The sequence below is a fragment of the Bacillus sp. JK106 genome (assembly GCF_053663355.1).
Map to the genome: position 1 here is coordinate 143769 of NZ_JBSJQC010000003.1, position 26381 is coordinate 170149.

At 45.7% G+C, this 26381-nt stretch carries 33 protein-coding genes and 1 pseudogene; 12 read left to right on the forward strand and 22 right to left on the reverse strand.

What is annotated here, in order from left to right:
• Positions 1 to 47 precede the first annotated feature (47 nt).
• A complete protein-coding gene (ilvA, locus tag ACWJJS_RS11135; protein ID WP_031379000.1) occupies positions 48 to 1316 on the reverse strand; it encodes a threonine ammonia-lyase IlvA in 1269 nt (422 codons plus the stop codon).
• 184 nt (positions 1317 to 1500) lie between these two features.
• Here ilvA and ACWJJS_RS11140 point away from each other — a divergent pair, with 184 nt between their 5' ends.
• Both ACWJJS_RS11140 and trhA read left to right on the forward strand, forming a co-directional pair.
• Positions 1501 to 2493: a sigma 54-interacting transcriptional regulator gene (locus ACWJJS_RS11140; protein WP_102422249.1), complete on the forward strand. Its 993-nt coding sequence runs from the start codon at positions 1501 to 1503 to the stop codon at positions 2491 to 2493.
• 16 nt (positions 2494 to 2509) lie between these two features.
• Positions 2510 to 3148 carry a PAQR family membrane homeostasis protein TrhA gene (trhA, locus tag ACWJJS_RS11145; RefSeq protein WP_003153625.1) on the forward strand — a complete coding sequence of 213 codons (639 nt, stop codon included), beginning with the start codon at positions 2510 to 2512 and terminating at the stop codon, positions 3146 to 3148.
• Between the two features lie 41 nt (positions 3149 to 3189).
• Here trhA and ACWJJS_RS11150 read toward each other — a convergent pair whose 3' ends face one another.
• The 10 genes from ACWJJS_RS11150 to ACWJJS_RS11195 form a co-directional block, all read right to left on the reverse strand.
• Entirely contained in the window at positions 3190 to 3813 is a 624-nt protein-coding gene (locus tag ACWJJS_RS11150) for a lysophospholipid acyltransferase family protein (RefSeq protein ID WP_015417675.1), read from the reverse strand.
• A gap of 15 nt (positions 3814 to 3828) precedes the next feature.
• Positions 3829 to 4314, reverse strand: a complete 486-nt coding sequence (locus ACWJJS_RS11155; RefSeq protein ID WP_025649779.1) for a dihydrofolate reductase — start codon at positions 4312 to 4314, stop codon at positions 3829 to 3831.
• Positions 4311 to 5105, reverse strand: coding sequence for a thymidylate synthase (locus ACWJJS_RS11160; protein ID WP_003153622.1), 795 nt, complete (start codon positions 5103 to 5105; stop codon positions 4311 to 4313). The genes ACWJJS_RS11155 and ACWJJS_RS11160 overlap by 4 nt, the downstream gene beginning before the upstream one ends.
• Positions 5106 to 5204: 99 nt before the next feature.
• Positions 5205 to 5813 carry a YpjP family protein gene (locus ACWJJS_RS11165; RefSeq protein WP_031378998.1) on the reverse strand — a complete coding sequence of 203 codons (609 nt, stop codon included), beginning with the start codon at positions 5811 to 5813 and terminating at the stop codon, positions 5205 to 5207.
• A gap of 262 nt (positions 5814 to 6075) precedes the next feature.
• Complete coding sequence (locus ACWJJS_RS11170) at positions 6076 to 6846, reverse strand: class I SAM-dependent methyltransferase (RefSeq protein WP_454023582.1); 771 nt, start codon at positions 6844 to 6846, stop codon at positions 6076 to 6078.
• Positions 6847 to 6885: 39 nt separating this feature from the next.
• A complete protein-coding gene (locus tag ACWJJS_RS11175) occupies positions 6886 to 7320 on the reverse strand; it encodes a BrxA/BrxB family bacilliredoxin (protein WP_003153619.1) in 435 nt (144 codons plus the stop codon).
• 81 nt (positions 7321 to 7401) lie between these two features.
• Entirely contained in the window at positions 7402 to 9078 is a 1677-nt protein-coding gene (gene ilvD, locus ACWJJS_RS11180; RefSeq protein WP_007409524.1) for a dihydroxy-acid dehydratase, read from the reverse strand.
• Between the two features lie 258 nt (positions 9079 to 9336).
• Complete coding sequence (locus tag ACWJJS_RS11185) at positions 9337 to 10470, reverse strand: conserved virulence factor C family protein (RefSeq protein WP_031378996.1); 1134 nt, start codon at positions 10468 to 10470, stop codon at positions 9337 to 9339.
• Positions 10471 to 10538: 68 nt separating this feature from the next.
• A complete protein-coding gene (locus ACWJJS_RS11190; RefSeq protein ID WP_071391713.1) occupies positions 10539 to 11147 on the reverse strand; it encodes an HD domain-containing protein in 609 nt (202 codons plus the stop codon).
• 11 nt (positions 11148 to 11158) lie between these two features.
• Positions 11159 to 11641, reverse strand: a complete 483-nt coding sequence (locus ACWJJS_RS11195) for a glutathione peroxidase (protein ID WP_061582158.1) — start codon at positions 11639 to 11641, stop codon at positions 11159 to 11161.
• 284 nt (positions 11642 to 11925) lie between these two features.
• On the opposite strand from ACWJJS_RS11195, the gene metA reads away from it, so the two are divergent.
• The 4 genes and pseudogenes from metA to cspD all read left to right on the forward strand — a co-directional run bounded on the left by metA (position 11926) and on the right by cspD (position 14620).
• Positions 11926 to 12831 (forward strand): homoserine O-acetyltransferase MetA, encoded by a 906-nt coding sequence (metA, locus tag ACWJJS_RS11200; RefSeq protein ID WP_003153608.1) that lies wholly within the window; start codon positions 11926 to 11928, stop codon positions 12829 to 12831.
• Between the two features lie 224 nt (positions 12832 to 13055).
• A complete protein-coding gene (locus ACWJJS_RS11205) occupies positions 13056 to 14198 on the forward strand; it encodes a diglucosyl diacylglycerol synthase (RefSeq protein WP_007409520.1) in 1143 nt (380 codons plus the stop codon).
• A 94-nt stretch (positions 14199 to 14292) separates the two neighbouring features.
• A pseudogene (locus ACWJJS_RS11210) lies at positions 14293 to 14404 on the forward strand (hypothetical protein); the annotation flags it as partial.
• A 15-nt stretch (positions 14405 to 14419) separates the two neighbouring features.
• Positions 14420 to 14620, forward strand: coding sequence for a cold-shock protein CspD (gene cspD, locus ACWJJS_RS11215; protein ID WP_003153604.1), 201 nt, complete (start codon positions 14420 to 14422; stop codon positions 14618 to 14620).
• 51 nt (positions 14621 to 14671) lie between these two features.
• Here the strand turns inward: cspD and ACWJJS_RS11220 are convergent, their stop codons facing one another.
• Entirely contained in the window at positions 14672 to 14854 is a 183-nt protein-coding gene (locus tag ACWJJS_RS11220; RefSeq protein ID WP_077722488.1) for a hypothetical protein, read from the reverse strand.
• 161 nt (positions 14855 to 15015) lie between these two features.
• On the opposite strand from ACWJJS_RS11220, the gene ACWJJS_RS11225 reads away from it, so the two are divergent.
• A complete protein-coding gene (locus ACWJJS_RS11225; protein WP_353575018.1) occupies positions 15016 to 15273 on the forward strand; it encodes a DUF2564 family protein in 258 nt (85 codons plus the stop codon).
• 26 nt (positions 15274 to 15299) lie between these two features.
• Here the strand turns inward: ACWJJS_RS11225 and ACWJJS_RS11230 are convergent, their stop codons facing one another.
• Entirely contained in the window at positions 15300 to 15482 is a 183-nt protein-coding gene (locus ACWJJS_RS11230) for a zinc-finger domain-containing protein (RefSeq protein ID WP_003153581.1), read from the reverse strand.
• Positions 15483 to 15484: 2 nt separating this feature from the next.
• On the reverse strand, positions 15485 to 16156 hold the full coding sequence (locus tag ACWJJS_RS11235; RefSeq protein ID WP_024085518.1) for a ribonuclease H family protein: 672 nt from the start codon (positions 16154 to 16156) through the stop codon (positions 15485 to 15487).
• Between the two features lie 81 nt (positions 16157 to 16237).
• Here ACWJJS_RS11235 and ACWJJS_RS11240 point away from each other — a divergent pair, with 81 nt between their 5' ends.
• From ACWJJS_RS11240 to sspL, 3 genes are read left to right on the forward strand one after another with little or no spacing between them, the layout of a single operon-like run.
• Positions 16238 to 16918 carry a queuosine precursor transporter gene (locus ACWJJS_RS11240; RefSeq protein ID WP_353575019.1) on the forward strand — a complete coding sequence of 227 codons (681 nt, stop codon included), beginning with the start codon at positions 16238 to 16240 and terminating at the stop codon, positions 16916 to 16918.
• Positions 16919 to 16924: 6 nt separating this feature from the next.
• Positions 16925 to 17317, forward strand: a complete 393-nt coding sequence (locus tag ACWJJS_RS11245; RefSeq protein WP_077723166.1) for a reverse transcriptase-like protein — start codon at positions 16925 to 16927, stop codon at positions 17315 to 17317.
• 51 nt (positions 17318 to 17368) lie between these two features.
• Positions 17369 to 17497, forward strand: coding sequence for a small, acid-soluble spore protein L (gene sspL / locus ACWJJS_RS11250; RefSeq protein WP_003153575.1), 129 nt, complete (start codon positions 17369 to 17371; stop codon positions 17495 to 17497).
• Between the two features lie 5 nt (positions 17498 to 17502).
• On the opposite strand, the gene ACWJJS_RS11255 is transcribed toward sspL, so the two are convergent.
• The 7 genes from ACWJJS_RS11255 to ACWJJS_RS11285 all read right to left on the reverse strand — a co-directional run bounded on the left by ACWJJS_RS11255 (position 17503) and on the right by ACWJJS_RS11285 (position 24569).
• Positions 17503 to 18390 carry a 5'-3' exonuclease gene (locus ACWJJS_RS11255; protein WP_070082003.1) on the reverse strand — a complete coding sequence of 296 codons (888 nt, stop codon included), beginning with the start codon at positions 18388 to 18390 and terminating at the stop codon, positions 17503 to 17505.
• A 95-nt stretch (positions 18391 to 18485) separates the two neighbouring features.
• Positions 18486 to 18629: a hypothetical protein gene (locus tag ACWJJS_RS11260; protein WP_003153570.1), complete on the reverse strand. Its 144-nt coding sequence runs from the start codon at positions 18627 to 18629 to the stop codon at positions 18486 to 18488.
• 76 nt (positions 18630 to 18705) lie between these two features.
• Positions 18706 to 18963 carry a YpbS family protein gene (locus ACWJJS_RS11265; RefSeq protein ID WP_031378990.1) on the reverse strand — a complete coding sequence of 86 codons (258 nt, stop codon included), beginning with the start codon at positions 18961 to 18963 and terminating at the stop codon, positions 18706 to 18708.
• Between the two features lie 67 nt (positions 18964 to 19030).
• A complete protein-coding gene (locus tag ACWJJS_RS11270) occupies positions 19031 to 22612 on the reverse strand; it encodes a dynamin family protein (RefSeq protein WP_454023583.1) in 3582 nt (1193 codons plus the stop codon).
• A gap of 182 nt (positions 22613 to 22794) precedes the next feature.
• On the reverse strand, positions 22795 to 22890 hold the full coding sequence (gene fbpC / locus ACWJJS_RS11275; protein ID WP_025284905.1) for a Fur-regulated basic protein FbpC: 96 nt from the start codon (positions 22888 to 22890) through the stop codon (positions 22795 to 22797).
• Positions 22891 to 22962: 72 nt separating this feature from the next.
• Positions 22963 to 23469, reverse strand: a complete 507-nt coding sequence (locus tag ACWJJS_RS11280) for an isoprenylcysteine carboxyl methyltransferase family protein (RefSeq protein ID WP_003153565.1) — start codon at positions 23467 to 23469, stop codon at positions 22963 to 22965.
• Complete coding sequence (locus tag ACWJJS_RS11285) at positions 23469 to 24569, reverse strand: type III polyketide synthase (protein ID WP_167860230.1); 1101 nt, start codon at positions 24567 to 24569, stop codon at positions 23469 to 23471. The genes ACWJJS_RS11280 and ACWJJS_RS11285 overlap by 1 nt, the downstream gene beginning before the upstream one ends.
• Positions 24570 to 24734: 165 nt before the next feature.
• On the opposite strand from ACWJJS_RS11285, the gene ACWJJS_RS11290 reads away from it, so the two are divergent.
• A complete protein-coding gene (locus ACWJJS_RS11290; RefSeq protein ID WP_182068923.1) occupies positions 24735 to 25343 on the forward strand; it encodes a GNAT family N-acetyltransferase in 609 nt (202 codons plus the stop codon).
• 29 nt (positions 25344 to 25372) lie between these two features.
• Here the strand turns inward: ACWJJS_RS11290 and ACWJJS_RS11295 are convergent, their stop codons facing one another.
• Positions 25373 to 25681, reverse strand: coding sequence for an MGMT family protein (locus ACWJJS_RS11295; RefSeq protein WP_146284443.1), 309 nt, complete (start codon positions 25679 to 25681; stop codon positions 25373 to 25375).
• A 221-nt stretch (positions 25682 to 25902) separates the two neighbouring features.
• On the opposite strand from ACWJJS_RS11295, the gene ACWJJS_RS11300 reads away from it, so the two are divergent.
• Positions 25903 to 26166 (forward strand): hypothetical protein, encoded by a 264-nt coding sequence (locus tag ACWJJS_RS11300; RefSeq protein WP_031378986.1) that lies wholly within the window; start codon positions 25903 to 25905, stop codon positions 26164 to 26166.
• Positions 26167 to 26381: the final 215 nt, after the last annotated feature.

Consider the following 26381-nt stretch of genomic DNA (forward strand, 5'->3'; position numbering starts at 1 on the left):
ATCTGAGAAAGCGTGTCTGTCATTTTGCGCGGCCGTTCTAAAAAAAGTCAGATTAACAGGTGGAACAGATCCTGATCTTTATTCACCTCTACGTAATGAAATCCTTTTTGATTCATCCGGGCAATGAGCGCGCCGTAATCTTCCCGATGCTTAAGCTCAATGCCGACCAATGCGGGGCCGCTGCTTTTGTTATTTTTTTTCGTGTATTCAAACCGGGTGATGTCATCATCAGGACCGAGCACCTCATCAAGGTATTCGCGAAGCGCTCCCGCCCTTTGCGGGAAATTAACGATAAAATAATGCTGCAGCCCCTCGTAAATCATGGAGCGTTCCTTCATCTCCTGCATTCTGCCGATGTCATTATTCCCTCCGCTGACCATGCAGATAACGTTTTTCCCTTTAATCTCTTCTTTGTACAGATCAAGTGCTGACACGGACAATGCACCCGCCGGTTCAGCCACGATAGCGCATTGATTATATAATTCAAGAATCGTGCTGCACACTTTTCCTTCCGGGACAAGCAAAACGTCATCGACGATGGTTTCGAGCGTTTGAAAGGTTTCAGCGCCGATTTTTTTTACGGCCGCCCCATCGACAAATTTATCAATTTTCTCAAGTTCAACCACTTGTCCGGCTTTTTTCGATTCAAAATAGGAGGCTGCGCCCTTCGGCTCTACCGCTATGATTTTTGTATCCGGCGAGATGTTCTTCATGTACGTGCCGAGCCCGGACAGGAGTCCCCCTCCCCCTACGCCTGCAAAAAGAAAATGCGGTTCAACATCAATGTCATTTAAAATTTCGATGGCAGCCGTTCCCTGTCCGGCCATGACATCGGGATCGTCAAACGGATGAATAAACGTGCGGTTTTCTTTTTCACAGCATTCCGCAGAACTCTTATACGCATCATCGAAAGTGTCACCCGTCAATATGATTTCAACAAATTCTTTTCCGAACAGCTCCACTTGGGATACTTTCTGTCTCGGTGTAGTTGACGGCATAAAAATCTTGCCGTGAATGCCGAGGTGTTTGCATGAAAACGCAACCCCCTGCGCATGGTTTCCCGCACTTGCGCATACAATTCCGTTTTCAGTCTGCTCTTTTGAGAGCTGCCTCATTTTATTATAAGCCCCTCTGAGCTTAAATGATCTGACCACCTGCAGGTCTTCTCTTTTCAAATAGATATTGCAGCCATACCTCTCAGAAAGTCTGTCATTCCTCTGCAAAGGCGTATGTATCACCACGTCCTTTACGTTTTGGTGCGCTTTTAAAATGTCTTTTACCTGGATGAGAGAGTCTTCTTTAAGCAACGGTTTCATTTACAGAGTCCTTTCTTATTTAAATCCCTATTTAATATGCCATTATAACATGAATATTCGAACAATAAGATAATTATTTTAATTTTGTAAATAAAAATAAATGAACCGATACAAGAGAAAAAGATATTTTCGATCGCATAAACGTGTTATACTTAAACCAATTAGAACCAAAAGGAGCCAATTCATGAGTGTAATTGAACAAACTGATCCTTTTTATCAGCTAGCCGGCGAACATCACACCTTTTCAGAAGCGAAACGATTGGCCTCGCAATTTGCCTTATCTGATTTGCCAGTCTTCATAACAGGTGAAGTCGGAACCGGAAAAAAACAAATGGCCAGAGCGATCCATCATAAATCCCGCAGAAACAGCGAACTATTTATTACCGTTCACTGCAGCCAAAGCGAAGATCGGCTCGAATATGAACTGTTCGGCGCTGAAGGTGCATTAAACAGAGCCCGCCGCGGAACATTATTCTTATATGAAATCGGAGACATGCCGCTCTCGGTACAGGCCCGCCTTCTTTCCGAGCTGGACGCCGGGCTTTCCGCCCGCATCATTGCAAGCAGCACGGCGAATCTTGGCGATACCGGCGCGGAAAACACGTTCAGCATAGATTTATTTTACAGGCTTCACGTGTTATGCCTTCCGCTCCCTGCTTTATCTGAACGAAAGAGCGATATACCGCTTCTTCTGCAGCATATGCTGACAGCCTCGGGACAGCATATTCATATCGACCCGTCCGTTTATCCGCTGTTTGAGCGGCACACCTTTAACGGCAACATCAGAGAACTTCAAAATGCGGCGCACTATATGGCCGCGGCAGCATCCGGCAGCACGATTTATCCCGAGCATGTCCCGCCGTATATCAAAAACAGCCAGAAAGCGAAAACCGCTAAGAAAAAAGAAAAACGGCTGACATTGATGGAGAAAGAAGAGTTTTTGTTTATTTTGGAAGCAATTAAAGACTTAAATACAAAGGGCGAACCCGCCAGCAGACGGAGCATATCCGAATTAAGCGAAAACAGCACAATGACATTAACGCCCCAGCAAGTCAGAAATAGGCTTGATTACTTAGAAAAGATGAACTATGTGACAAAAGGCCGGGGACGCGCAGGAACAAAAATCACATTAGAAGGGTTGACCTTTTTGCAGTCACTGCAAAAACAAATCCTTTAAAAAGGAGGACATTTGATTGTTCACAATAAAAGAAGAAATCGCAAATGCCGTCACACACGGAATCGGTGTATTGCTGTCGATTCCGGCGCTTATTTTTCTCATTATCTTCGCGGTGAAATACGGCTCGCCGACAGACATCGTCAGCTTTTCAATCTTCGGCGCTTCAATGCTCCTGCTGTATCTCAGCTCGACTCTTTTGCACAGCATCCAGCATAAAAAAACGAAAGACATTCTTGAGATTGTGGATCATTCCGCGATATACGTATTAATAGCCGGAACATATACGCCATTTTTATTAGGACCCCTTAAAGGGGCGCTCGGTCTGACCCTTTTAATTATTGTTTGGTCGCTTGCCATCGGAGGCATCGTGTTTAAAATCTTTTTCGTGAAGCGGTTTATCATTTTTTCAACGCTTGTCTATTTAATGATGGGCTGGCTGATCATCATCGCCATTAAACCGCTGTACGCTTCGCTGTCAGGCCCCGGTTTCGGCCTTCTTCTTTTCGGCGGCTTATTGTATTCCGCCGGCACAATATTTTATATTTGGAGAAAGGTTCCGTATCATCACGCCATTTGGCACAGTTTTGTTTTAGGCGGCAGCGCCTCGATGTTTTTCTGTATTTTGTTTTATTGCGTCAAAGTTCCCTTTATCTGAAATAAAAAAGCACAGCCTCTCGTATAGAGACTGTGCTTTTTTTATGCACGGAGCCGTTTCTGACCGGCCGGATAATAAGCGGGCTTTATATGTAATTCAATGTCAGCCGGTTTCAGCCGTTTCAGTAATCTGCCCCGCAGCAGCCGGTCTGTTCCCGAAGTGCTGACGGGCACAATCGGGAGATCGAAACGTAGGGCCAGTTCCTCCGGATTGATTTTGCCGTCTTCGGACAGAATCAGACTTTGCCCTTTTTGCAGACGGACTTCCGCCTCCTGAAGCACTGCATCCCGGCTGTCTCCGCCACAAATGACACCCATCAGACGCAGCCAATTTCCGAGAAACGGCATCCGGAAAGCTTTCTCGCCAGCGATAAAACCAGCCGGCTCTTCAAGATGTCCCGCGAGCAGCAGAAGATCAGCCGGGCGCAATTTGGGATGCACATACAATACGGGGCCGTCCGGGATCGGCTGATCATGATGAATGCCGATTGTCGATCCCGAGACGTCAATACAGCCTCTCATAAAGGCTTTCGGCCGCTCATACACCAGCCTCATCTGTTTTTGAAAAGAAAGCCGCGGGTCAAGCTCTTTTTGATTGATATATTCCTGAATATTTTTCATGAACATAAATACAACGTACATCACAAGGCAGCCGTAACGAATCAATTCTTGTCCCCCTGCTTAATTCTTTTTCTCGTATACAAGGTACTCATAATCGTAAGGATTTTTTTCATTTTTTACTCCCTGTTTGCGGGAGGTCAATTCCCATTCAGCTTCATTAAATTCCGGAAAAAAACGGTCTCCTTCAAAGACATGGTGAATTTTTGTCATGTAGAGTCTGTCCGCATAAGGAAAGAGCGCACTGTACAGCTGGGCGCCGCCGATTACAAAGCATTCTTCATCCGCCGGGATCAGCTTGAGCACTTCCTCAGCCGAGTCGGCGGTAATACAGCCCGGGAATGAAGATTCGTCCCGTGAGGTTACAACGATGTTCCGCCGGTTCGGAAGCGGGCGTCCGATTGATTCAAACGTTTTCCGCCCCATTACAATGGTGTGACCCGTCGTCACTTTTTTGAAATACGCGAGATCATCGGGAAGGTGCCAAGGCAGATCGTTATCTTTTCCGATCAGCCGGTTCTCATCCATCGCAAAAATAAACGAAATCATACGCTGACAGCTCCTTTTATGTGCGGATGCGGGTCATAATCCTCAATGATAAAGTCTTCAAACGTAAAATCAAAAATAGAATCAACATTTCGCGCAAACCGCAGTTTCGGCAGCGGACGGACATCCCTTGTCAGCTGCAAATTCACCTGCTCCACATGGTTTTGGTAAATGTGGACGTCTCCGAATGTATGAACAAACTCACCCGGTTCAAGCCCCGTCACATGCGCGATCATCATTGTTAAAAGCGCATAAGACGCAATATTAAACGGCACGCCGAGAAAGACATCCGCTGAACGCTGATAAAGCTGACACGACAGTTTTCCGTCCGCGACATAAAACTGAAACAGGCAGTGGCAAGGCGGAAGCGCCATATGATCAATCTCTCCGACATTCCAAGCGCTGACGATTAAACGTCTGGAATTCGGGTTTGTCTTGATGTCATGAATCAGCCGGGAGATTTGATCAATGGTCTCGCCGTCCGCTCCGCGCCACGAACGCCATTGAGAGCCGTAAACCGGTCCGAGTTCTCCGTTTTCATCCGCCCATTCGTTCCAGATGCGGACTCCGTTTTCCTGAAGGTAGCGGACATTCGTATCTCCTTTTAAAAACCAAAGCAGCTCATGCGCGATGGATTTAAAATGGAGCTTTTTCGTCGTAAGCATCGGGAAACCTTCCTGAAGGTTAAACCGCATTTGGTAGCCGAACGTGCTGATCGTACCCGTTCCCGTACGGTCTCCTTTTTTTTCTCCGTTTTCTAACACATGACGGCACAAATCTTTATATTGTTTCATTTTTTTCATCCTTTTAAAGTAGTCTTTTAGTAGTGTAACACAATAAAAAATCATTTCTGCAAAATTTCTCAGAAATGATTTTTTTATTTCTTCTCGCTATTACACGCTCATCCAGTCAGGCGGCGTATTGCGGTCCCAGTAAATGCTGCCGAGCTCATGATGTGATTGAAATCCGTCTTCAGCGGTATGGTAATGAAAATTAAACCAGTAGCCGTCTTGCGGAGGATGATCCCGGCGGACGTGGAACCTTAAAAGATCTTCACCTGTCAGCCTGTTATACACATGAAAAATTTTTTCGGTTTTTCCGGCCGACGGTTTACTGGAAATAACCACATCCTGATACGCTTCATCATCTTGAAACTTGGCTAAATGTCCTGTGATCACATCTTCGATTTTCGGCAGAATTTCACTTCTGTAATCATCTTCAATGACCGGAGAGATTTTGCTGCCGAATTTTAAAAATGATTGATTTTCAGCATCACCGAGAAGCTGCTGCTGATACGATTGAAACAGTAATTCAGGCTCCCGCCCTGCCTTCGCTTCTCCCGGCAGGGCGTGTTCATCATAAAAAGCGGTGTAATCATTCTGCTCAAGACTGCTCGACTGTCCTGAAGGCTTGTCTGTCATCAAAGCAGCCGGAGGAGACACGAGTCCGAACGTTACAATGGTAAACAGAACCACAAGGGTCTTTTTCATCCACAATTTCATGATAGATTGTTCCCCTCTGTTTTATTGTCCTCTTTTCCTTTATTTTAGCATAGATTAAAGCGCGGCGTCATGCCCGGCAGCGTATTATCATGCAATATGGGAAATTGGTAACTGTGACCGAGCGGATAAACCGCTTACAATAAGAAGGAGAAAAAGGAGGGGATGAGATGATTAACGCTTTATTTGCGACTGTATCACTTCTCACGCTGCTTTATTTTGTCGTTATGGAAATCACTGATTAACGAAAAAGAAGCCCATGATATCATGAGCTTACATGGATTACACCGAAGTGGAAAAGCGCCGTCTTTCTTTTCAGCACCTTGAAGCCGTATCGTTCAAACCGCGGGCTTTTCCAATGGTCTTTAAGCACTACGCATTTTTTCGCCGCCCGGACGGCTTGCGTGATGCACTCTTCGTTAAAACCCTCTTCTGCCAGCGCGCGGAGCGGTGCAATGCCGTCTGACGTTTCAACAGGTTCGTGAAACATCGGGTCAAAATAAATGACATCTACCGATGAATCAGGAAGCTCCCGCAAATAATCGGTGCAGTCGGCATGTTTAACCTGAATGCGTTTCATGGCGGTTTGGAGCTGCTCCATTCCGGTTTCCCACGTTTGAAGTCCTGTTTCAACAAGCAATGAGACAAGCTTGTTTTTCTCCAGGCCGATGACTTGCCCGCTTTTTCCGACTGCCAGGCTCGCCAAAATCGCATCGGATGCCAGGCCGAGAGTACAATCTAAAAAGGAATCCCCCTCGCGTAATCCGGCTGCTTTTAACAACGGCTCGGCTTCCCCTCTCAAAAACCGCTTTGCGCGGAACATCGCTGTATTCGGGTGAAAAAAGAACTTCTCCCCTTGCTTCGTGTAAAGTTCGAACCGTTCCTTTCCGATGACTAAAAGATCGCTAGCGGCTCGTTCCAGCATTTTTTCAATGGGCTGTTTATTGCGGCTGCAGTAAGTGTCACCCAGCCTGACACTGAGTGACTGCGCTGTTTGTATCGTGTATTCGCTTGGTCTGTAACTCGTTGTAATCATCTTTTTCTCCAAAAAGAAAATGCCCGGAATTCGGGCATTTCAGCAGTGCGCATCGAAGGCATCCGTCAGATTTTTCATAATTTCCTCCATGTCATGCCCTTCGATTTCGTGGCGGGGAATAAAATGAACGACCTCTTTCCCTTTTAACAGCGCCATTGATGGCGAGGAAGGTTCCTGCCCCGTAAAATATTCACGCATTTTTGCAGTTGCGTCTTTATCTTGACCGGCAAATACGGTAACCGTATGATCAGGCGCTTTTTCATGCTGTAAAACAGCCTGAGTCGCAGCCGGACGGGCGAGACCGGCAGCACAGCCGCACACGGAGTTAACAACGACCAATGTCGTGCCCTCTGCCTGTTCCATAAAGCTTTCTACTTCTTCAGCAGTCGTTAATTCCTGAAAACCCGCACCCGTCAGCTCACGGCGCATCGGCACGACCAGCTGGCGCATATATTCTTCATAAGCCATTGACATAAAAAAGCCCCCTCTAAAATCCTTATATGAAGTCAAGGATACTATAGAGGGGGCCGGAATTCAATTGTTCAGGCCTCTGTTTTATATTTTCATGATTCCGCCTGTATTGGCGCTTGTTACGAGTTTGGAATACCGGGCTAGATATCCTGTTTTTACTTTCGGCTCGAAGCCTTTCCATTCGGCCTTGCGTTTTTCCCATTCTTCTTCAGGCACTTGTACGTCCAAAATCCGTTTTTCTATGTCAACGATGACATGGTCGCCGTTTTCTACGAATGCGAGCGGGCCGCCTTCAGCCGCTTCAGGTGATACGTGCCCGATTGAAAGACCCCGGGACGCTCCTGAAAAACGGCCGTCTGTAATAAGCGCCACTTTCGGGCCAAGCCCCATTCCGACAATCTGAGACGTCGGAGCAAGCATCTCCGGCATGCCCGGTCCGCCTTTTGGCCCTTCATAACGGATAATGACAACATCTCCTTCTTTTACTTTGCGGTTTATAATGCCTTCAAGCGCGGCATCCTGAGAATCAAAGACGACAGCGGGACCTTCATGTCTTGTAATCCCGTCCTGTACGCCGCCTGTTTTGATAATGGCGCCGTCCGGAGCCAGATTCCCAAACAGGACGGCCAAACCGCCTTTTTCGGTAAACGGATTGTCAAGCGGATGAATCACGTCATAATCCTTTACTTCATGACCCGCAATTGTTTCTCCGAGTGTGCGGCCTGTTACAGTCAGCGCGTCAAGATGAAGCGCCCCTTCTTTTTTCGCCAATTCATTAAGGGCCGCCGAGACTCCGCCCGCTTCGTGCAGATCTTCAATGAAGACGTCCGAGGCCGGCGCCAATTTCGATAAGTGAGGCACTCGTTCAGCCACTTCGTTAATGCGTTCTAAAGAGTACTCAACCCCAGCTTCATTGGCAAGCGCAAGCGTATGCAGCACTGTGTTGGTTGATCCGCCGAGAGCCATGTCTAACGCAAAGGCGTTGTCAATCGCTTTTTCGGTGACAATATCACGCGGCTTAATGTCTTTTTTGATGGTCTCCATCAATTGGGCCGCTGATTTTCTCACAAACTCTCTTCTCTCCGGTGAAGTTGCCAGAATTGTTCCGTTTCCCGGAAGCGCCAGACCGAGCGCTTCAGACAGACAGTTCATGGAGTTTGCCGTAAACATGCCTGAACAAGATCCGCACGTCGGACAGCCGAACTGTTCCAGCTCCTGCAGGTCGCTTTCACCGATTTTCCCGGCTTGATATGCGCCGACGCCTTCAAATACTGAAGAAAGCGAAATTTTGCGGCCATCGCTTGTACGGCCGGCTGCCATCGGCCCCCCGCTGACAAAAATGGTCGGAATATTAATCCGCATAGCCGCCATCAGCATTCCCGGCGTAATTTTGTCGCAGTTCGGAATGCAGACCATTCCGTCAAACCAGTGCGCCGAGACGACCGTTTCAACTGAATCGGCAATGATTTCACGGCTCGGCAGCGAATATCTCATGCCGATATGCCCCATCGCGATTCCGTCATCTACTCCGATCGTATTAAATTCAAAAGGCACACCGCCCGCTTCCCTGATTGCTTCTTTTACGATTTTTCCAAATTCCTGCAGGTGAACATGCCCGGGAACGATATCGATGTATGAATTACAGACCGCGATAAACGGCTTGCCGAAGTCTTCTTCTTTTACGCCGGCAGCGCGAAGAAGGCTGCGGTGCGGCGCTCTGTCAATTCCCTGTGTGATCATGTTGCTGCGTAATTCTGCCATGGTGATCCCCCTACTGTTTTTAGACTGTGCATTATTTTTAAAATTTTCAGTTTATTCTAGGGCGCGTTCTGCAAATTACCTGTTTACAGTGTCTTTGCCCTGTCTCGCTTTTCTATTCTTTCTGTATTTCGATAAAAACCCTCCAACAATTAATATTGTACTTACTATATAGAGTTTTGAATCATTTTTCAACAATATTCTAAATAATTTTTATAAAAAGTGAATTCAAATAAAAAAGGTGCATGGCGCACCTTTTTGTTATAACTGTTCTTTTTTTCTGCTTTCAGTCATCTGTTTCCAGACTGAACCTTTCGCCTCTTCTCCGTGCTCAATCCGTTCAATCGCCATTTTGACTTGCAGGCTGACTTCGAATTCCGGATCGTCTTCCGCCGCTTTTAATGCTTCCAGCGCGCTTTCATCGCCGACTTCATATAAAAACATGGCCGCGCGCCAGCGCACGAGCTTGCTTGAGTCACTGAGCGATTTTATCATTGCCGGGATGGCGCTCGCATCGCCGAGATCCGACAGACAGTCACCCGCCGTCCTTCTGACCGTCACCGTTTTGTCTTCAAGCGCTTTGTATAACAGCGGAAGCACAGACGGCTTTTCGATCATTCCCAAATAAACGACGGCTTGTCTTCTGATCGAAGTCTTCGGATCATGCAGCGCCTTTTCCAATACTGGTAAATCGTCTTCATCCGGATCCATTTGCTCAAGATGGGCATAGCGCTGTTTCCAGTCTTCATCATCGAGCATTTCCAAAGTCACTTTATAAGCTTTCCGCTGCACTGCCGGTTTGGCCTCACCCTTTTGCTGTACGGCTGCTTCTGTCAGGCGTTTGAGCCGCTCATCACTGTAGGCGGCCTGAAGCTCTTCTGTGACATCGTGTCCGATTTCGGTAAAATCCCCGAAGCGCACGCCTTGTTCTTTCCAAGCCCGCTCAAATACAACATTTGAAGCTTCGGAACGCAGCTTTAAGATGGCTTCTTGGAAACGTTCCGGAAGGCCGAAGCGCTCTTCACGTTCCCCGTCCGTCAATTTGACCTGCATCGGGATTCCGCTGAACATTTGTACGAAAACCTTCACTTCACCGAACGATTCCTGTTCAGAACGGCTCTCAGACTGCTCCGTATGTTCCATTCCGAAAGCGGAACGGACCTGAGGCAGAATGTCCTTCCAGTCAAAACGGGCGTTTCTCTCCACAGCCAGGAAATCGGCAACGTGATAAACGCCCTTTACTCCTTCAATGTTTAAAATATCACGTACGACGGCCGGAGCATCATCTGCCTGATCGGGCTTGTAATTGTTGCTTTTCCCCGCCGGAAGCTCTTCAGTCAAAATCACTTTCATCGTGTTCGGACTCGGCGTCGGTTCTATTGATTTAATCTTCATATTGGTCCTCCTATGCGCAATCTGACACTTATTCTAACATAGTCGGCACAAGCGTTCTATTGCGCCGCTTAGCTTTTGCCGATGCCGGCCTCTTTTTGGATACGGGCGGCGAACTGCAAAAGAAATTGATGCCGCTCCTCTGCTAAACCGGCTCCCGCTTTTGTATTCATTAAGCCTTTAAGCTTGATTAATTTATCCTCTATATGGGCCAGCACACTTGTTTGAGTTCCGTACATCGGGTGACCCTTCGCGCCGGCAAACATAAAAGCCCTGCCGATGCCCGCTGCGCCGATCGCATCAAGCATGTCTGCATCCTGAACAACTTTCCCCTCCAATGAAAGCGGCCGCTTTATCAGCAGTTCCCTGTGTCTGAATGACATTCTCGTGATGATATCCGCGATCTCCTCAATGGAGCCAGCCGCAATGTTGAAAGCAGCCAGCCGTTCTGTCACTTCGCCTGCCGTCAGCCTTTCGCTTTTTTCGAGCTTGGCGTCAATCAGATCATGAACCAGCGCGGCCGTCTCAGTGATAAATAAGTCGGCGCCTTCTTCTTTTGCCATATAAACAGAAAGTGCTGCGACCCGGGAAATATGAAGCCAGTCATGGCCCGTACGTTCATTGATAAGCTTTTCTCTGACCCAATTCCTGACGCTTTCCAGCTGCTCTTTTTCGTTCACCGTATCACCTCTTATTGGGCCAAAAGCCTCTGCACCGTATCTTCAAGCTCTTTTGGGTTGACGTTCGGTGAAAAACGCCCGGTGACTTCACCGTTTCGGTCCACGATAAACTTAGTGAAATTCCATTTGACCGCTTTTGTGCCGAGCATCCCCTTCGCCTGCTCCGTCAGATATGTGAAGAGAGGATGAGCGTCTGCTCCATTGACATCAACTTTCGCAAACATCGGGAATGTGACTCCGTAGTTTTTCACACAGAACTCTTGAATTTCCGCTTCGTTTCCAGGTTCTTGATTCATGAATTGGTTGCAGGGAAATCCCAATATTTCAAGACCTTCCTCCCGATATGTATCATAGAGCTCCTGAAGCTGCTTGAGCTGGGATGTGAACCCGCATTTGCTTGCTGTATTCACAATGATCATCACCTTGCCTCTGTAAGCCGATAGCGTCATGTCTTCGCCTGTTATGGTCCGTACGTTTATATCGTAAATTGTCATCTGCGGCCCTCCTTTTTACATTCTTCATTTATTTTACCTGTTTTACACTGCAAAACAAACGGTAACCGCTTTTTCCTTCCACTTAACGGAAAACGTTTTTTTCGAGGAACCAAACGGCTCTTTACCCGTCATAATAAAGAGCCGCTCCGAATTTTATGTCCATTTACCGCTTTTATCCCTGTCATTATGCGTTAAATGCGGTTTATTGCGCCAGGATGGATTGAAAAATGGCTTAAAAATTTCTATAATGAAGAAAATTAACGGGGAATAACGGAGGTGGCATGTTGCCTATTAATATACCAAATCACCTGCCCGCTAAGCAGGTGCTTGAAAGTGAACACATCTTTGTAATGGATGAAAGCCGGGCTTTTCATCAGGATATCCGGCCGCAGAAGATCGTGATTTTAAATCTGATGCCGAAAAAAATCCAAACGGAAACCCAGCTCCTCAGGATGCTTGGGAATTCACCTTTACAAGTTCACTTTACGTTCTTAATTCCGAGCACACATACTCCAAAAAATACGGCAAGGCAGCATCTGGATGAATTTTATACGGATTTTTCCAGCATCCGCCACAAACGGTTTGACGGAATGATTATTACCGGGGCTCCGATTGAGCACCTGCCGTTTGAAGATGTTTCTTACTGGGAAGAATTGAAGGAAATCATGGAATGGAGCAAAACGAACGTCACTTCAACACTCCATATCTGCTGGGGCGCTCAAGCCGGTTTATACTATCATTACGGCATTGAGAAAGTGGAGCTGCCGAAAAAAATCTTCGGTGTGTTTGAGCATACCGTTCTTAAAAAACATGAGAGATTGGTAAGAGGATTTGACGAGCTATACTATGTGCCCCACTCACGGCATACAGATATTAATACAGAGCAGCTGCAATCGGCTTCGGATCTGGATGTGCTCAGCGTTTCAGAGGAAGCGGGGGTCTGTTTAATCGTTTCAAAAGACGAAAAACAGATTTTCTTAACGGGTCATCCGGAATATGATACCGATACGCTGCTTCAGGAGTATGAGAGAGACATAGAGAGAAATCTTTCAAACGTAGAAGCTCCTAAGCACTATTTTGCGCCCGGCGGGAAAGAACCTGTTAACCGCTGGAAAGCTCATGCAACGTTATTGTTTATGAATTGGCTGAATTATTACGTATATCAGGAAACCCCGTATGAATGGGATTAATTTTTGTTTTGAGTGATACGGTGACAAAAATATGATAAAATACTCTTGATTCAGTATGCGTATAACAAAACTTTAAAATAATGGAACATATCAATTAAATTTAGTTTAAATATGTTGCCGCGCTTATTATAAAATGATGCACTTGTGTTATGTTTATCTATAGACAATAACTCCTTACGATGCATGAAGCTTGCTTGTTGTTGATTACATTGAGGTGAATTTACTTGAATACCAATAAAAAAGTATTAATTTTGACTGCAAATTACGGAAACGGGCATGTTCAAGTGGCCAAAACGCTCTACGAACAATGTCTGCGTCTCGGCTTAGATGTGACGGTTTCCAATTTGTATCAAGAGTCAAATCCGATTGTTTCAGAGGTTACTCAATACCTTTATTTAAAAAGCTTCTCAATCGGGAAACAGTTTTATCGTTTGTTTTATTACGGAGTTGACAAAATCTATAATAAACGCAAATTCAATATTTATTTTAAAATGGGAAATAAACGTTTAGGCCAGCTCGTCGAAGAGCATAAGCCGGACATTATTATCAATACATTTCCGATGATTGTCGTACCGGAATACAGACGGAGAACCGGAAAAGTGATCCCGACGTTCAACGTTATGACCGATTTCTGCCTTCACAAAATCTGGGTTCATGAAAATGTTGATAAATATTATGTCGCCACAGATTACGTGAAGGAAAAACTGATTGAAATCGGCACTCACCCGAACAACGTAAAGATCACAGGCATTCCCATCAGGCCTCAATTCGAGGAATCGATGCCGAAAGAACCGATTTATAAAAAATACAATCTCTCTCCCGACAAAAAAGTTCTTCTTATTATGGCGGGAGCGCATGGTGTGCTGAAAAACGTAAAAGAACTGTGCGAAAATCTCGTTCATGACGATCAGGTGCAGGTTGTGGTGGTATGCGGCAAAAACAGCTCGCTGAAAGAATCCCTCAGCAGCTTGGAAGGTGACAATGCCGACCGGCTGAAAGTGCTGGGCTATGTAGAAAGAATTGACGAGCTGTTCCGTATTACGGACTGCATGATCACAAAACCAGGCGGCATCACACTGACGGAAGCGACGGCGATCGGAGTACCCGTTATTTTGTACAAACCGGTTCCCGGACAGGAAAAAGAAAACGCCATTTTCTTTGAAGATCGCGGTGCGGCTGTCGTGGTCAACCGCCACGAAGAAATTTTAGAGTCTGTCACCTCCCTTCTTGCGGATGAGGAGAAGCTGAACCGGATGAAGGACAATATTAAAAGCCTTCACCTCCCCAACTCTTCTGAAGTCATTTTGCAGGACATTATAAAAGAATCTGAAATGATGGCCGGGAAGGCGGATATGGCATTATCGTAAAAGAAAAGCACACGAACGATTCGTGTGCTTTTTGTTTTTTTCCGGTTAAGCTTTGTTACTGGAAAAATAAAGATAAAAAATAGGGAGCGGCCGCTTGACGCCCGCTCCCATATGGTGTATAGTTGAACCATCATTTAACAACGTTTACATACGTACGGTTGGATGATGACAAAATTTTTTTTAGCACGAAGGTGCTACAGTACTAGGAGGAATTAAGCAATATGCAAAACGGTAAAGTAAAATGGTTCAATAACGAAAAAGGATTCGGCTTCATCGAAGTTGAAGGCGGAGACGACGTATTTGTTCACTTCACTGCTATCGAAGGAGAAGGATACAAATCATTAGAAGAAGGACAAGAAGTTTCTTTTGAAATTGTCGAAGGTAATCGTGGACCTCAAGCTTCTAATGTTGTAAAACTCTAAACTCAATACATGTTGATCAGATGACAAATAGAGGAGAGGCGTATGCCTCTCCTATTTGATTGCCGTCTGAATCTCAATTGCGACAAGATTCTGCTTACAGCGCTGCTCGATTTCTTCAATTTGCTTCTCCTTTGACGGCATTCCTTTTTTTGCCATTTCCGCTAAACTTCCCAAATCACCGTATATTTCTTTAAATGTCTGCTGAAGGATTGTTTTTAAATCATTATCATTCACGGCTGGTTTTTCCCTTCTCTCCCAAGATACCCTGAATAATAGTAAATAAGCCCTAATTAATCAGGTTCAATAGTTATATCGGCTTATTTTCTATATTTTTTTCTATTTTCCGTACATATTTCTAAAAAAAATCTCCAAACTATTTGCGGAGGTGTTTTTTAATGGACTCTGAATTTTTTTCAAACGGACTGACGGATAAACGCCAGCTTGAATTAGCGGTGGAAACTGCCCAGAAAACAACGGGAGCGGCTACCCGGGGCCAAAATTCAACTTTGGTGGAATCTGCTTACCAAGCGATTCAGGATGCCAGAACGATGTCACAATCCAGTGAACTGCAAGCTCTCGACCAGGATTTTCTGCAAAAGCAGCGAATGCTTCTCGACGATTGCCAGCATCAGCTTGATGAATTCGAAAAATAAAACCGCAGAAGCTGCGGTTTTATTTTTTATTGATTTGTCAGCACCTTGCCGTAGGCTTTCAGCTTCTCCCCCACCGTGCATTGGTTGATACAGAAAGAATGAGCGTGCGTTTTTCCAAACTCTTTGCGGAAATGCTTTTTTACGAAACAGTCTTTGCAATATTCATCCTGAAGCTCTGTCAATTCTTTATAAATGCTTTTTTTATCCAATATCAGTCATCTCCGTTACCTTCTAATGTTATGCGGCTTTCAATTTGCCGGTCCGAGAGAATTTTTCTGGCAAGGTCATCCGCTTCTTGATTTTCCTTTCGGTTTACGGCTTCATATGTCGGTGTCAGCTTTAAGGATTCGAGCAGCGCTTCAATTTTATCCAGCCATTCGTTTTGCGTTTCATCATAACACGGCCAGCTGCCGTCAAGCTGATGCAAAACGACGAGGGAATCCCCTCTTATCGTGATTGAATTTCTGCTTGCGCCAAGTTCCTGCACTTCCTTAAGCGCTTCGTACAAAGCGGCATATTCCGCCTCATTGTTCGTCTGAAGCGTTAAGCTTTTATTTTTCCGTATGCGATGCCGCTTGCCGCCGAGAGAATAATACACGACAATTCCGAGTCCTGCGCGTCCGCTTGTTTTGTCAAAGCCGCCGTCGAAATACACTGTAATGTCGTCAGGTTCGTACGCAAGTTCTTCAGTAAGCTTTTCTAATTCTTTAAGCGTCCAGCTCGCGCCTTTTTCATCCTCAAAATAAATGTCTTTTATATAAGGAAAGCGGCTGACTTCTCTTGCAAGCATGCGCGCTTTCGGAACGGTCAGCCAATCTTCGGAAAAAAACGCGACAGGGCCTGTTCCTTTTGCTTCTATTTCGATATACGGCTTAAGATTCATTGAAATCACCTTACCATTCATTAGTTGACGGGCGTGTGCTATAATCAAACCATTCTCAAATTGAAAGGAAGTCAGCAGGTTTTGTTTAACGATGTGTTATGGATCTTATTTGCGGTCATTCATTTTATCATTGTTCTTCTGTTTTATAAAGGATTTGGCAAAACGGGCCTATTCGTATGGGTCGGTTTCGCCACGGTGTGCGCCAACTTGCAGGTTGTCAAAACAGTTGAGCTGTTCGGGCTTACGGCAACACTGGGAAATATCATGTACGGCACCGTTTTCTTCGCAACGGATGTGCTGAACGAAAAATACGGTCCCCGGGAAGCTCGCAAAGCCGTCTGGCTCGGCTTTTCCACTCTGCTCGCTTTAACATGCGCCATGCAGGGGGCTCTTTTATATAAACCGGCTGCGTCAGATATCGCACAGCCTGCCCTTGAGACGATTTTCGGTTTTCTGCCGCGTGTTGCGCTCGGAAGCCTCTTGGCTTTTATTTTCAGCCAAACGATAGATGTTTATGTATATTCAGCCATTCGGAGAATCTTTCCTTCAGACAGGCTTCTCTGGCTCAGAAACAGCGGAAGCACGGCCCTCAGCCAGCTGCTGGATACATTTATCTTCACTGCCGTGGCCTTTCTCGGCGTTTATTCCGCGGGCGTCTGGTTCAGCATCTTTATTTCGACTTATCTGATTAAATTTGCGGTATCACTCATTTCTGTCCCTTATGCGTATGCGGCAAAACGAATGACACCGAAGGGAGAGTGACGGATGATGCCCGCTGAAATTTACGTGGACGGTGCAAGCGCCGGAAACCCGGGCCCGTCCGGTATCGGTATTTTTATTAAACATGACGGGAAAACAGAATCTTTCTCAATTCCGATCGGCGACCATTCAAATCAGGAAGCTGAATTTCTCGCTTTAATTGAAGGAATGAAGCTGTGTGCCGCCCGCCGATTTGAGTCCGTGTCATTCCGGACGGATTCAGATATCGTGGAGCGGGCCGCGGAACTTGAAGCGGTTAAAAACAAGGCTTTCCAGCCGTTTGTTGACGAAATCATCCGCTTAAAGGCCGGATTTCCATTGTTTTTCATTAAGTGGATTCCCGGCAGACAAAACCAAACAGCCGATCAGCTCGCAAAAAAAGCGATTCGGCTGAATAAATAACCGGAATGAAATTGCGTCTCACTGTTCATCCTACAAATGAGGTGAACAGCTATGAGAAAAGAAAATAAAGGCCGGCTGACCGGGGGCGTGAATCCTCAGGGAAATATGGAAGGAAATGCGCATAAAGACCCGAAATCAGCCCTTGAAAACAACGCAAAAAAAAGCAATACAAAACGCTAGAGGGATCAGCTGATCTCTCTGGCGTTCAGCTTTTCGAGCATTCTTTCAATTCCTTTTATCTGATGGCGTCTGAGCATTAAGGATGCTTCCTCCATCTTCAATGAAAAAAGTGCTTCTTCAAGCGTACAGACTAACGGCACCTCGCAATGTATTTCAGCAAGCTGCCTTGACAGCTCCAATTCTTTCAAGCTTTGCTGAATTTTCGTTTGCTGGCCCTTCGGCAAGAGAGCGAGGCTTTCTAATAACCGTTCTATGTTTTCGTATTCACGGATCAGCTTGTACGCCGTTTTTTCCCCGATCCCTTTAACGCCGGGATAGTTATCGCTTGTGTCTCCCATCAGCGCCTTAATGTCAATCAGCGCTTTTGGCGGAACTCCCGTTTCTTCTCTGAATATCTCATCTGTATATACCTTATAATTGCCGATACCCTTTTGCAGCAGCGCTACTTGAACTTGTTCATTCAGCAATTGAAGCAGATCTTTATCGCCCGTTACAATCGTAATTTCCGCTTCCCCGGCAAATAGGGCAGAAAGCGTACCGATACAGTCATCCGCCTCATAGCCTTTTATGCCGATGTTTAAAAACCCGAGCTCTCGCGCTGCTTCTTTCGCTAAATCAAATTGCGGAATCAGCTCAAGCGGCGGTTCGCTTCTGTTGGCCTTATAATCTTGAAACAAATCATTGCGGTACGTTTTGCTCCCCATATCCCAGCAGCAGACGACATGTGTGGGCTGAAACGTATCAACCGCCGTAATGAGATGCTTTAAAAAACCGTTCACGCCGTTTGTCGGGATTCCGTTTTCATTTATCATAAAATTGCGATGAACGGCCGTCGCGAAAAACGAGCGGAACAAAAGCGCCATGCCGTCAACGAGCAGTAATTTGTTATTCATATATCGAAACTCCTTTTTTTATTCAATGTTCCTATTTTACCAAAGAAGGCGGTAAAAAAACAGCATCCCCCCATTTGGAAGATGCTGCCGTCACGTTACTCACCGTGTCTTTTATTGCTTGCCATCAGCTTTTCAGCTTCACGGCCGGCATAGGAATCAAATTTCTGTCCGAAGCCGTTTTTCTTTTTGGCATTGTTATTCTGCTGAGCATTTCTGTTTCCCAGTTTTGTTCTGCCCATGGTCATATCCCCCTTTAGAGAAGATACGGATAGTATGTACAGCAAGCGCTGATGACACACGCGGCAGGTTCATCCATTACTGTCTGCTGACGAATTCTTTCACCATCTCTTCACTTACGAATCGTCTTTGCGGCACGATGCCCTTTTTCGCCAGCTGGTTCATTTTTGCGGTGATGCCATTAATGGCATCTGTCGTGAACGGTTCATTCTGTCTGCATTTTACAATGGCTTCTTCAATGGCCTGTTCACGCTCATAGTCAAGCTGTACAAATGTTTTGACGTGCTGATGCTGTTTTGCGGAATGTGCTGAAATTGCTTTATGGACTTCTGACATAAAAGGTTTCATCTCGCTTTTTTCATTTTAGTCTACCACGACTGTTATCTGCCCGCCAACCGGATTTTTAAATTTTCAGCATTTCATCTTTCTTTTTCCATGCTTTTTCGGCTTCGTAAAGGTGTTCAATTTCCCTTGCACTCGTATTTTCCGCAAGACCTTGTAAATAAGTGTCCCGCTGCTCGTGGATCTGGGACAGGCTTTTATCCGCCATGTCTTCTTGCAGACGGCGCACCTGCTCAGTATATCGCTCTGAAAGGCTTTCTTTCTCCTGCTCAAGCCACTTTTCTGTCACTTTTTGCAGGCTGAGCCTGAGCCCTTCCACAAACGCTCTTTTTCCGTTCTGTTCAAAAAACTGCTTCGGCGATTTAACTTCTTTTATGTGATGTGTGAATGCCGAGACGTCAATGACCGGAGCGACCTCTTTCAGCTGAACGGCAAATTCGTTTTCGGCGCTCACATAAATAGAGAAATCTCCGTCTTCCATAAGCTTCTTCTGACAGTTTTCCATCCATTCCTCAGTCATATGGCGCTCAATAAAACCGGTCATCCGGATATCGAGCGTTTTCAGCTCTTGAATATATTCAAAACGGAATTCCTTGAGCGCTTCATTCAGCGCCGCTGATATATTTTGTTTCCAATCACCGTTTTGAAGACCCGGATGGAAGGCGGTTTTCAGCATATCATTCGCATAAAACGTCAGGCGATGTTTAATGTGATAGAGCTGCTCTTCCGTATCTTTCATCACTTTTCGAATGATGACCTCAGACGTACGGCGCTTTGAAATGTCAGCGAGAGCTTTTTCATAGGAAGACTCCAGACGCTGTTTCTTTTTCTCTTTTTCTTCTGCCGACTGGTGAAGAGATTCGTGAAGCTGTTCCACCATATCGCACAATTTGTCGGCCTCTGTTTTCAGCTGGGCACAGCTTGCCCTCATTACATCTTCCTCAATAAAGTGCTCAAGCCCGGTTCTTACATCAGAGAACCTGTTATAAAAAGCTGCTTTTTTACCCGCAAGCTCTTCTTTACTTGAGACATGATATAATTTCGGCCGGTTAATTCCCTCTTTTGAGAGTTCTGAGCGGACATAGTCTTTGACGGTTTCCAGCTCGCTTTCGGTTTTGGCCAGATCTGCGGCGTTAATGACAAAAAACATTTTATCCATGCCGAATGATTCTTTGACGAGGCCGAGTTTCTTCAGAAAAGACCTGTCTCCTTTTGAAAAAGAATGCTGATAGTACGTCATATAAAAGAACGCGTCAGCATCTTTTATATATTGAAAGGCAAGTTCCGTATGGCGCTTGTTTATACTGCTTGCTCCCGGCGTATCAACAATGGTGATGCCTTTTTGCGTGAGAGGCGAATCATAATACACGGTGACTTCTTTTACGCAGCAGGCCGTTTTTTCTTCCGCTGCATACGGTTTTAAATCTTCAACCGGCACCGTCAGTGTCTGCCTTTGACGGATCTGTTCTTCATACGTATCAAACGCCTGCAGCATCGTCTGAATCACCGGGATAAGTTCATCCGGAACTTTTCCCTTTTTAATGGCATAATTCCATCTCTCTTTCAGTGAACGTCCCTTTACATCAGCGTCTTTCAGCTCAGTCAGCTGAAGCATTTCAGCGTCCAGCTCCTCCTCCGTTTTAAAAACGATCTCCGCAGATTTATGCGGTTTGCCGTCTTGCGGTTTCGTTATTTTGTTGATCGTAGCCGTTGTGGGCGTCGGTGATGACGGAAGCACGTATTCACCGACAAGCGCATTTGCAAATGATGATTTACCGGAACTGAATCCGCCGAATAACGCCAAGGTAAACTGGCGGTTTCCAAGCCGCTCAATCCTGCTTCGAAAGGCTTCTGCCTGTTTTCCTAATATGCTCGAGGATTCAAGAATCCCGGCAAGCTCATAGAATCGATCAGTCTGCTCTTTTATAGAAAGTTCCTTCATCGCATTTTTTTCGGGCTTGTTTACTTCATACTGTACAGTCTCTTTTGGTTTCTCTATTTGGACGGGCGCGTTTGCAAGACGTTTTTTTCGCGTATACCAGTCGCCGCTTCCCGTATCACAGGTCAATTCTTCTTCCCACAAAGCGCGGACTCGGGCTGCTTTTTCCAAGGCATTGCGTTCTTCTTTTGCCGATTGCGCGAGCTCATCCCTTATCTTCTTTTCTTTTTCGAGCCGTTTTTTCAAGTTCTCAATGAGCGGTCCGTTTTTTGCCTGAACATAAGCGGTCAGCTCCTCAATGAGTTCCGCTGTTTGTCTTTTGGCTTCCCTTCTGATCATCTCAGCGAGGTCTTTCGTATAAGTTAATACGTATTCAGATGAAAAGGCCGCTCCCTGCTTAATGGCCTGAGCGGTGATATCATCAGAAAGCGGTGTGCGGTACGCCTGGATTTTCTTGATCAGTTCGTCCGAATCCGCTTCATACCGCTTGGCCGCTTTCGTAAATGTGTCGATAATATGCCAATCCGCTTCCCCTTCTGTTCTTTTTTTAATATCGGCAAAAAATTCAGCATGCCTTCTCTCTTTCTCCTGAGCCGTTTTCGCTTTTGAAAAGAATAATCCGGTTTTAAATGAGGGCTGCTGTGATTCAATATAAGCAGATGCAAGCTCCCTCATCTCAAAGGGTGTCAGATTAGCGTTCTGCAATATGTTCTGCACGTCTTTTCTGATGTCTTTCTCTGCTGTTTCAGCCTGTTGAACGGCTTTTTTAAGCTCATCTTCAACAGAACGGACAAGTGCTTCTTGTTTGTCAAACTGCTCTCCGCTGCCGTTTTTATCTTCTTTTACGAGCATCTCTGTATGCTCTTTGACTAAGTGTGCGACTTTTCTCTCCGTTAAGGACCATAAATTTGATTTTGCCTGCTGTTTCAGCTTCTGCAGATGTTTTTTCAGCTGTTCCATGCCGTTTAAAGGATGGTCAGGCTCAGTGACAGACGTAAAGAAAAGCGATTCTTTCGGTATTCCCGCGCCTTCAAGCATATCTTCCACCTGCCTGCGGTACTCTTCAAACTTCGTTTCGGTTTCATCATGCCTGTCAATTTGGTTGACGATCAGAAACAAATTCGGAATACGGTCTTTGATGGAGCTGAGAAACAGCATATTTTCTTCTGAATGAACGTGATTATAATGAACGACGTAAAATAAAGCGTCAGCCTGATGGAGAACCGAAGCGGCAGATAAAAAATGCGCTTCGTCCGTCGAATCAATTCCCGGTGTGTCAATGTAGGCCGCATAAGGCTCTGACTCCTTAAAGCCGGCATAGACTTCCACCGTTTCAATTTGCTCACCGTCTTTACAGAATTGCTGCACTTGTTTTTTATCGTAACTTCCTTTAATTTCTGCATAAGCCCCGTCCGTCGTATGAAGCACGACTTTATCTTCACCGTGCCGGATGACAACGAGGTTGGCGCTTGTGGGAATCGGGCTTGTCGGCAGTATGTCTTCACCGAGCAATGTGTTTAATAAAGAGGACTTTCCGGCCGAATAATGCCCGGTAAACGCGATATAAACCTCTTCATCAGCCGCTTTTTTCATAATGGCTGCGAGCTGATCGGCCCGTTTTTCATCCTGATGATCCAAAAATTGTGCGTATAAGGCACCCGTTCTGCTGAAAATCTCCCTGTTATGGCGTTCTTCTTCTGTCATGTGTCTTTACCCCTTTGTGTCTGTCGCATCAAATGACGTTTTCATTTTTAGAAAGCTCTGAAAAAAACCTCTCCCCCATTTTACACAAGAATGGCCCACTTTTCTTCTGGAAACGTAAAAAAGCCGCCGATATCGGCAGCTGATAAAAAAAAAACACCCGCGGCATTAAAAACCGCAGATGTTTAAGAAGACATCGATTTATTCGAAACTTTTTTCAATACGAAACCAATTAAAACACTGTATGTACAAACGGCTGCAAATAAAAATAACATTGTCATTTTCGGCACCACCTTGAATGAGAATCATTTTCATATTTACATCTTATCATGAGTGAGAATGATTTTCAATCTCTATTTTGCGGTGTTTTCTTCTAGCGCTTTCTCTTCGGCGCGAATCCTCACAGTGAGCATGCAGGCATTGAGAATCGAAAAGAGAAACAGTGTCCAATATGCTCCGTATAACAGCGGCAGAAAAATAAATTCTAAGATGACGACCGCGTAGTTCGGGTGCTTCATCCACCTGTACGGCCCCTTTCTGACAAGCTCCGCATCCGGCACGACAAGAATTTTCGTATTCCAATACCGCCCTAATGATAATAGAGCCCAATACCTGATCCCCTGTACAAATAAAATAATACATATAATGGCGGCCCACCTTGGAGAAAGCGTTTTTTGAAACGCCGCCACCTCAGCTGTAAGAGAGACAAAAAAGAGCACGTGCATCAGGACGAGAAAGGGATAATGTCCTTCTCCGTATTCGACTGCGCCTTGCTTTTTCACCTTCTGCTCATTGCGCCGGGCCACGATCATCTCCGCAATCCGCTGGGCCGCAAGCAGCATGATAAACAGCCAAAACATTAAGAAGCCCCCTTTTCCCAGCTGAACAGCAAAAGCTCAGACGAAAATCCCGGCCCGAGAGCGCCGATCAGCCCTTTTTCGTTTTCTTTCTGCCGGCCGCGGAGCAACTGTTCTTTTATCACGTGAAAAATAGTTGCGGAAGACATGTTGCCGTGTTTTTGCAGCACCTTCCGAGATGCCGCAAGCTGACCGGTGTCCATTGAAAGACTCGTTAAATAGGCGTCAATGACCTTTTTCCCGCCTGGATGGGCAAGAAAGGTTTTAATGTCGTGAGGATCGACACCATATTCTAATAAAAATTCATCAACATTGTCCTTCAGCCACTGTGAAACCAGGGTGGGAATATCTCTTGAAAAAATGACTTGAAAACCGCTGTCGGTGAATTCCCAGCCCATCACATCTTCCGCATCCGGCATCATCACCGATTGAGTGGCAAATATCCGCGGAAGAAGCGGCTGTTTGACGTCGTTTCGGTTCGCCTTTTCCCCTCCGATTAGTACTGCGGCAATTCCGTCCGCAAACAGGGAAGTTCCGATTAAGTTGCTTTTTGACTTGTCGTTCGGCTGAAACGTTAAGCTGCAGAGTTCAGCCGCGATGACAAGCACGTATGCTTCAGGATATGCGCGGCAGTATTCGTACGCCCTGGACAGGCCGGCCGCTCCGCCCGCGCATCCTAAGCCCCAGATCGGTATCCGTTTTGTTTTCGCAGAAAACGGCAGCTGATTCATCACTTTCGCTTCAATGCTGGGTGTCGAAAGCCCGGTGCTGGAAATAAAAAAGATCGCATCCACTTTTTCATAAGGAAAGGGATTTGTTAAACAATCCGGGTTTGTTAAACAATCAAGCGCCGCATCCGCACTGTGCTTAACGGTTTCTTCCGTATACAGCCGGTTCTTTTCTGAAAAACCCCGCGCCGTTTTATACCATTCAATCGGCCGGACAAACTGCCTTGATTCAATTTCGCCGTTTTGAAAGGCTTTTAACAGCCGATCAATATCCTTAAATGAAACGGCAAACATCCCTCTCGCAAAATCCGCCGCCGTTTCTTGCGAGACATGATACTTCGGAATGCTCGTTCCGACCGACAACACATATGCCATGCCCATCACCTCTTCACATAAAGGTTTCCGCTTTTTTCCTGAATGTATGCATAAGTTTGAATCGAGGATTTCACTGACATGCCATTTTAATTTAAAATTGGCCCTTTTGAATGATAAACCGTTCGACTATACTTGACCCATTCATAAAAAAAGGTTGTGATAAGCATGCTGAAACCCGTCATTCTTAAAGGGTCACTCGTTCAGTTAGAGCCGATGACGATTGATCACTCTCAGGCACTTTGTGAAGCTGCTTCAGAAAATAGGACGACTTACGCTTACACCCATGTTCCTGACGGAATCGAAGAAACAAAGCGTTATATTGAACGTGCGCTTTCCGATTATGAAAAAGGACTTGCATTGCCATTTGCAGTACGGAGTCTTGAAACAGACCGAATCGTCGGAAGCACGCGGTTTATGGATGCGGAAGTGTTTACGCGGCCGGCGGACGCAGCCCCGGAAGTGTGTGAGATCGGCAGCACATGGTATGCCTCTGCCGTACAGCGGACCGGTGTCAATACGGAATGTAAACTTCTGTTGCTGACCCATGCGTTTGACGCGTGGCAAGCTGTCAGGGTGACGTTGAAAACCGATGTTCGCAACCAGCGCTCACGAACTGCGATTTTGCGGATCGGTGCCCAATTTGAAGGAATCCGCCGCGCGCATATTCCGGCTGTCGACGGCGGCCTCAGAGATACCGCCTACTACTCCATCCTTCGGGCGGAATGGCCTTATATCCGGCAAAACCTTTCTGGCCGGCTTGCAGCATATAACTGAAAAACCTGCCGATATATACGGCAGGTTTTTTACATATTCGGATCATGGACGTATAAATTGAGATCGATCCGTCCGTCTGAGGTGACCGCTACCCCCTCAGCTTCAAGAGACAGCTTCTGTACAGAAAACATCTCTTCATCTCTTAATCCGATTTCACCCTTTGCATTGATGACCCTGTGCCAAGGAAGACGATGCTTTTTACTCATGGAGTGAAGAATCCTCACAACCTGCCTCGCTCCCTGCGGACTTCCCGCAAGACCGGCAATTTGACCATACGTCATCACTTTTCCTTCAGGAATCTGTTTGATAATGGCTACCGCCCGTTCCGTAAATGTCATGTAACTCCTCATTTCGCAAGAGCAGATGATTTTCGAGAAAATCAGCCACTTCCTGTTCTTATTTTTATAGATGATAATTGCTTCATCATCATACTTATTACATCTCTGCGTTTAAATAGATTATCTGTTTGTTCACAAAAAATTAACAAAGATAGGCATGTACATGTTTAACATAATATGTAATAATACAATTGTATTAAAAAAGAAAAGGAGTGTTTGCAATGAAAATGAAAAAAGCTTTAGCCGGCTCAGCCCTATCACTCGCTTTACTCTGTTCTGCCGCCCCTGCTTTTGCCGCAGGTCCTGCTGATACACCTTCTGCAGAAAGCAAAACGAAGGAAGTATCTGCTTTGGCGACGTTCATACTTAATGGTTCTGGTCCTGATTATCCTACTTCAATTTACCAGAATGGAATCACCTATTATTTAGACAACATCACCTTCCATGGTGCTGATGGCACTTGGACAGCCGTCTACAAAAGCTGATTTTTCATGACGGCGGAATGATTGTCTTAAGTAACAACTAAAAAGCTACTAATATAAGGGGGGCTTTGCCCCTTTTTTTAGTTTCACTCCATTTTATAATTGATCCAGCATATAGCACCTAGGTGCGTAATTTCATTTCACCCGATGATCATTATCAGTCGTACTGTTTTCTGCTTTTAGACGCAAAAACACATAATCTAAAATTCTCTCCCGCG

Excerpts from the sequence above, each read along its gene's own strand:
- ACWJJS_RS11260 (WP_003153570.1), bottom strand. The coding sequence starts at position 18,629 with ATGGGCAGAACAAAACTGGGAAACAGAAATGCTCAGCAGAATAACAAT.
- ACWJJS_RS11155 (WP_025649779.1), bottom strand. The coding sequence starts at position 4,314 with ATGATTTCGTTTATTTTTGCGATGGATGAGAACCGGCTGATCGGAAAA.
- ACWJJS_RS11140 (WP_102422249.1), top strand. The coding sequence starts at position 1,501 with ATGAGTGTAATTGAACAAACTGATCCTTTTTATCAGCTAGCCGGCGAA.
- cspD (WP_003153604.1), top strand. The coding sequence starts at position 14,420 with ATGCAAAACGGTAAAGTAAAATGGTTCAATAACGAAAAAGGATTCGGC.
- ACWJJS_RS11285 (WP_167860230.1), bottom strand. The coding sequence starts at position 24,569 with ATGGCATATGTGTTGTCGGTCGGAACGAGCATTCCGAAGTATCATGTC.
- ACWJJS_RS11170 (WP_454023582.1), bottom strand. The coding sequence starts at position 6,846 with ATGATTACAACGAGTTACAGACCAAGCGAATACACGATACAAACAGCG.
- ACWJJS_RS11235 (WP_024085518.1), bottom strand. The coding sequence starts at position 16,156 with ATGAATCTTAAGCCGTATATCGAAATAGAAGCAAAAGGAACAGGCCCT.
- ACWJJS_RS11290 (WP_182068923.1), top strand. The coding sequence starts at position 24,735 with ATGCTGAAACCCGTCATTCTTAAAGGGTCACTCGTTCAGTTAGAGCCG.
- ACWJJS_RS11255 (WP_070082003.1), bottom strand. The coding sequence starts at position 18,390 with ATGAATAACAAATTACTGCTCGTTGACGGCATGGCGCTTTTGTTCCGC.
- sspL (WP_003153575.1), top strand. The coding sequence starts at position 17,369 with ATGAGAAAAGAAAATAAAGGCCGGCTGACCGGGGGCGTGAATCCTCAG.
- ACWJJS_RS11225 (WP_353575018.1), top strand. The coding sequence starts at position 15,016 with ATGGACTCTGAATTTTTTTCAAACGGACTGACGGATAAACGCCAGCTT.
- ACWJJS_RS11280 (WP_003153565.1), bottom strand. The coding sequence starts at position 23,469 with ATGTTTTGGCTGTTTATCATGCTGCTTGCGGCCCAGCGGATTGCGGAG.
- ACWJJS_RS11165 (WP_031378998.1), bottom strand. The coding sequence starts at position 5,813 with ATGAAATTGTGGATGAAAAAGACCCTTGTGGTTCTGTTTACCATTGTA.
- ACWJJS_RS11270 (WP_454023583.1), bottom strand. The coding sequence starts at position 22,612 with ATGACAGAAGAAGAACGCCATAACAGGGAGATTTTCAGCAGAACGGGT.
- ACWJJS_RS11300 (WP_031378986.1), top strand. The coding sequence starts at position 25,903 with ATGAAAATGAAAAAAGCTTTAGCCGGCTCAGCCCTATCACTCGCTTTA.
- ilvA (WP_031379000.1), bottom strand. The coding sequence starts at position 1,316 with ATGAAACCGTTGCTTAAAGAAGACTCTCTCATCCAGGTAAAAGACATT.
- ACWJJS_RS11195 (WP_061582158.1), bottom strand. The coding sequence starts at position 11,641 with ATGACAATTTACGATATAAACGTACGGACCATAACAGGCGAAGACATG.
- ACWJJS_RS11295 (WP_146284443.1), bottom strand. The coding sequence starts at position 25,681 with ATGACATTTACGGAACGGGCGGTAGCCATTATCAAACAGATTCCTGAA.
- ACWJJS_RS11160 (WP_003153622.1), bottom strand. The coding sequence starts at position 5,105 with ATGAAACAATATAAAGATTTGTGCCGTCATGTGTTAGAAAACGGAGAA.
- ACWJJS_RS11245 (WP_077723166.1), top strand. The coding sequence starts at position 16,925 with ATGCCCGCTGAAATTTACGTGGACGGTGCAAGCGCCGGAAACCCGGGC.
- ACWJJS_RS11265 (WP_031378990.1), bottom strand. The coding sequence starts at position 18,963 with ATGTCAGAAGTCCATAAAGCAATTTCAGCACATTCCGCAAAACAGCAT.
- fbpC (WP_025284905.1), bottom strand. The coding sequence starts at position 22,890 with ATGACAATGTTATTTTTATTTGCAGCCGTTTGTACATACAGTGTTTTA.
- ACWJJS_RS11185 (WP_031378996.1), bottom strand. The coding sequence starts at position 10,470 with ATGAAGATTAAATCAATAGAACCGACGCCGAGTCCGAACACGATGAAA.
- ilvD (WP_007409524.1), bottom strand. The coding sequence starts at position 9,078 with ATGGCAGAATTACGCAGCAACATGATCACACAGGGAATTGACAGAGCG.
- ACWJJS_RS11175 (WP_003153619.1), bottom strand. The coding sequence starts at position 7,320 with ATGTCAATGGCTTATGAAGAATATATGCGCCAGCTGGTCGTGCCGATG.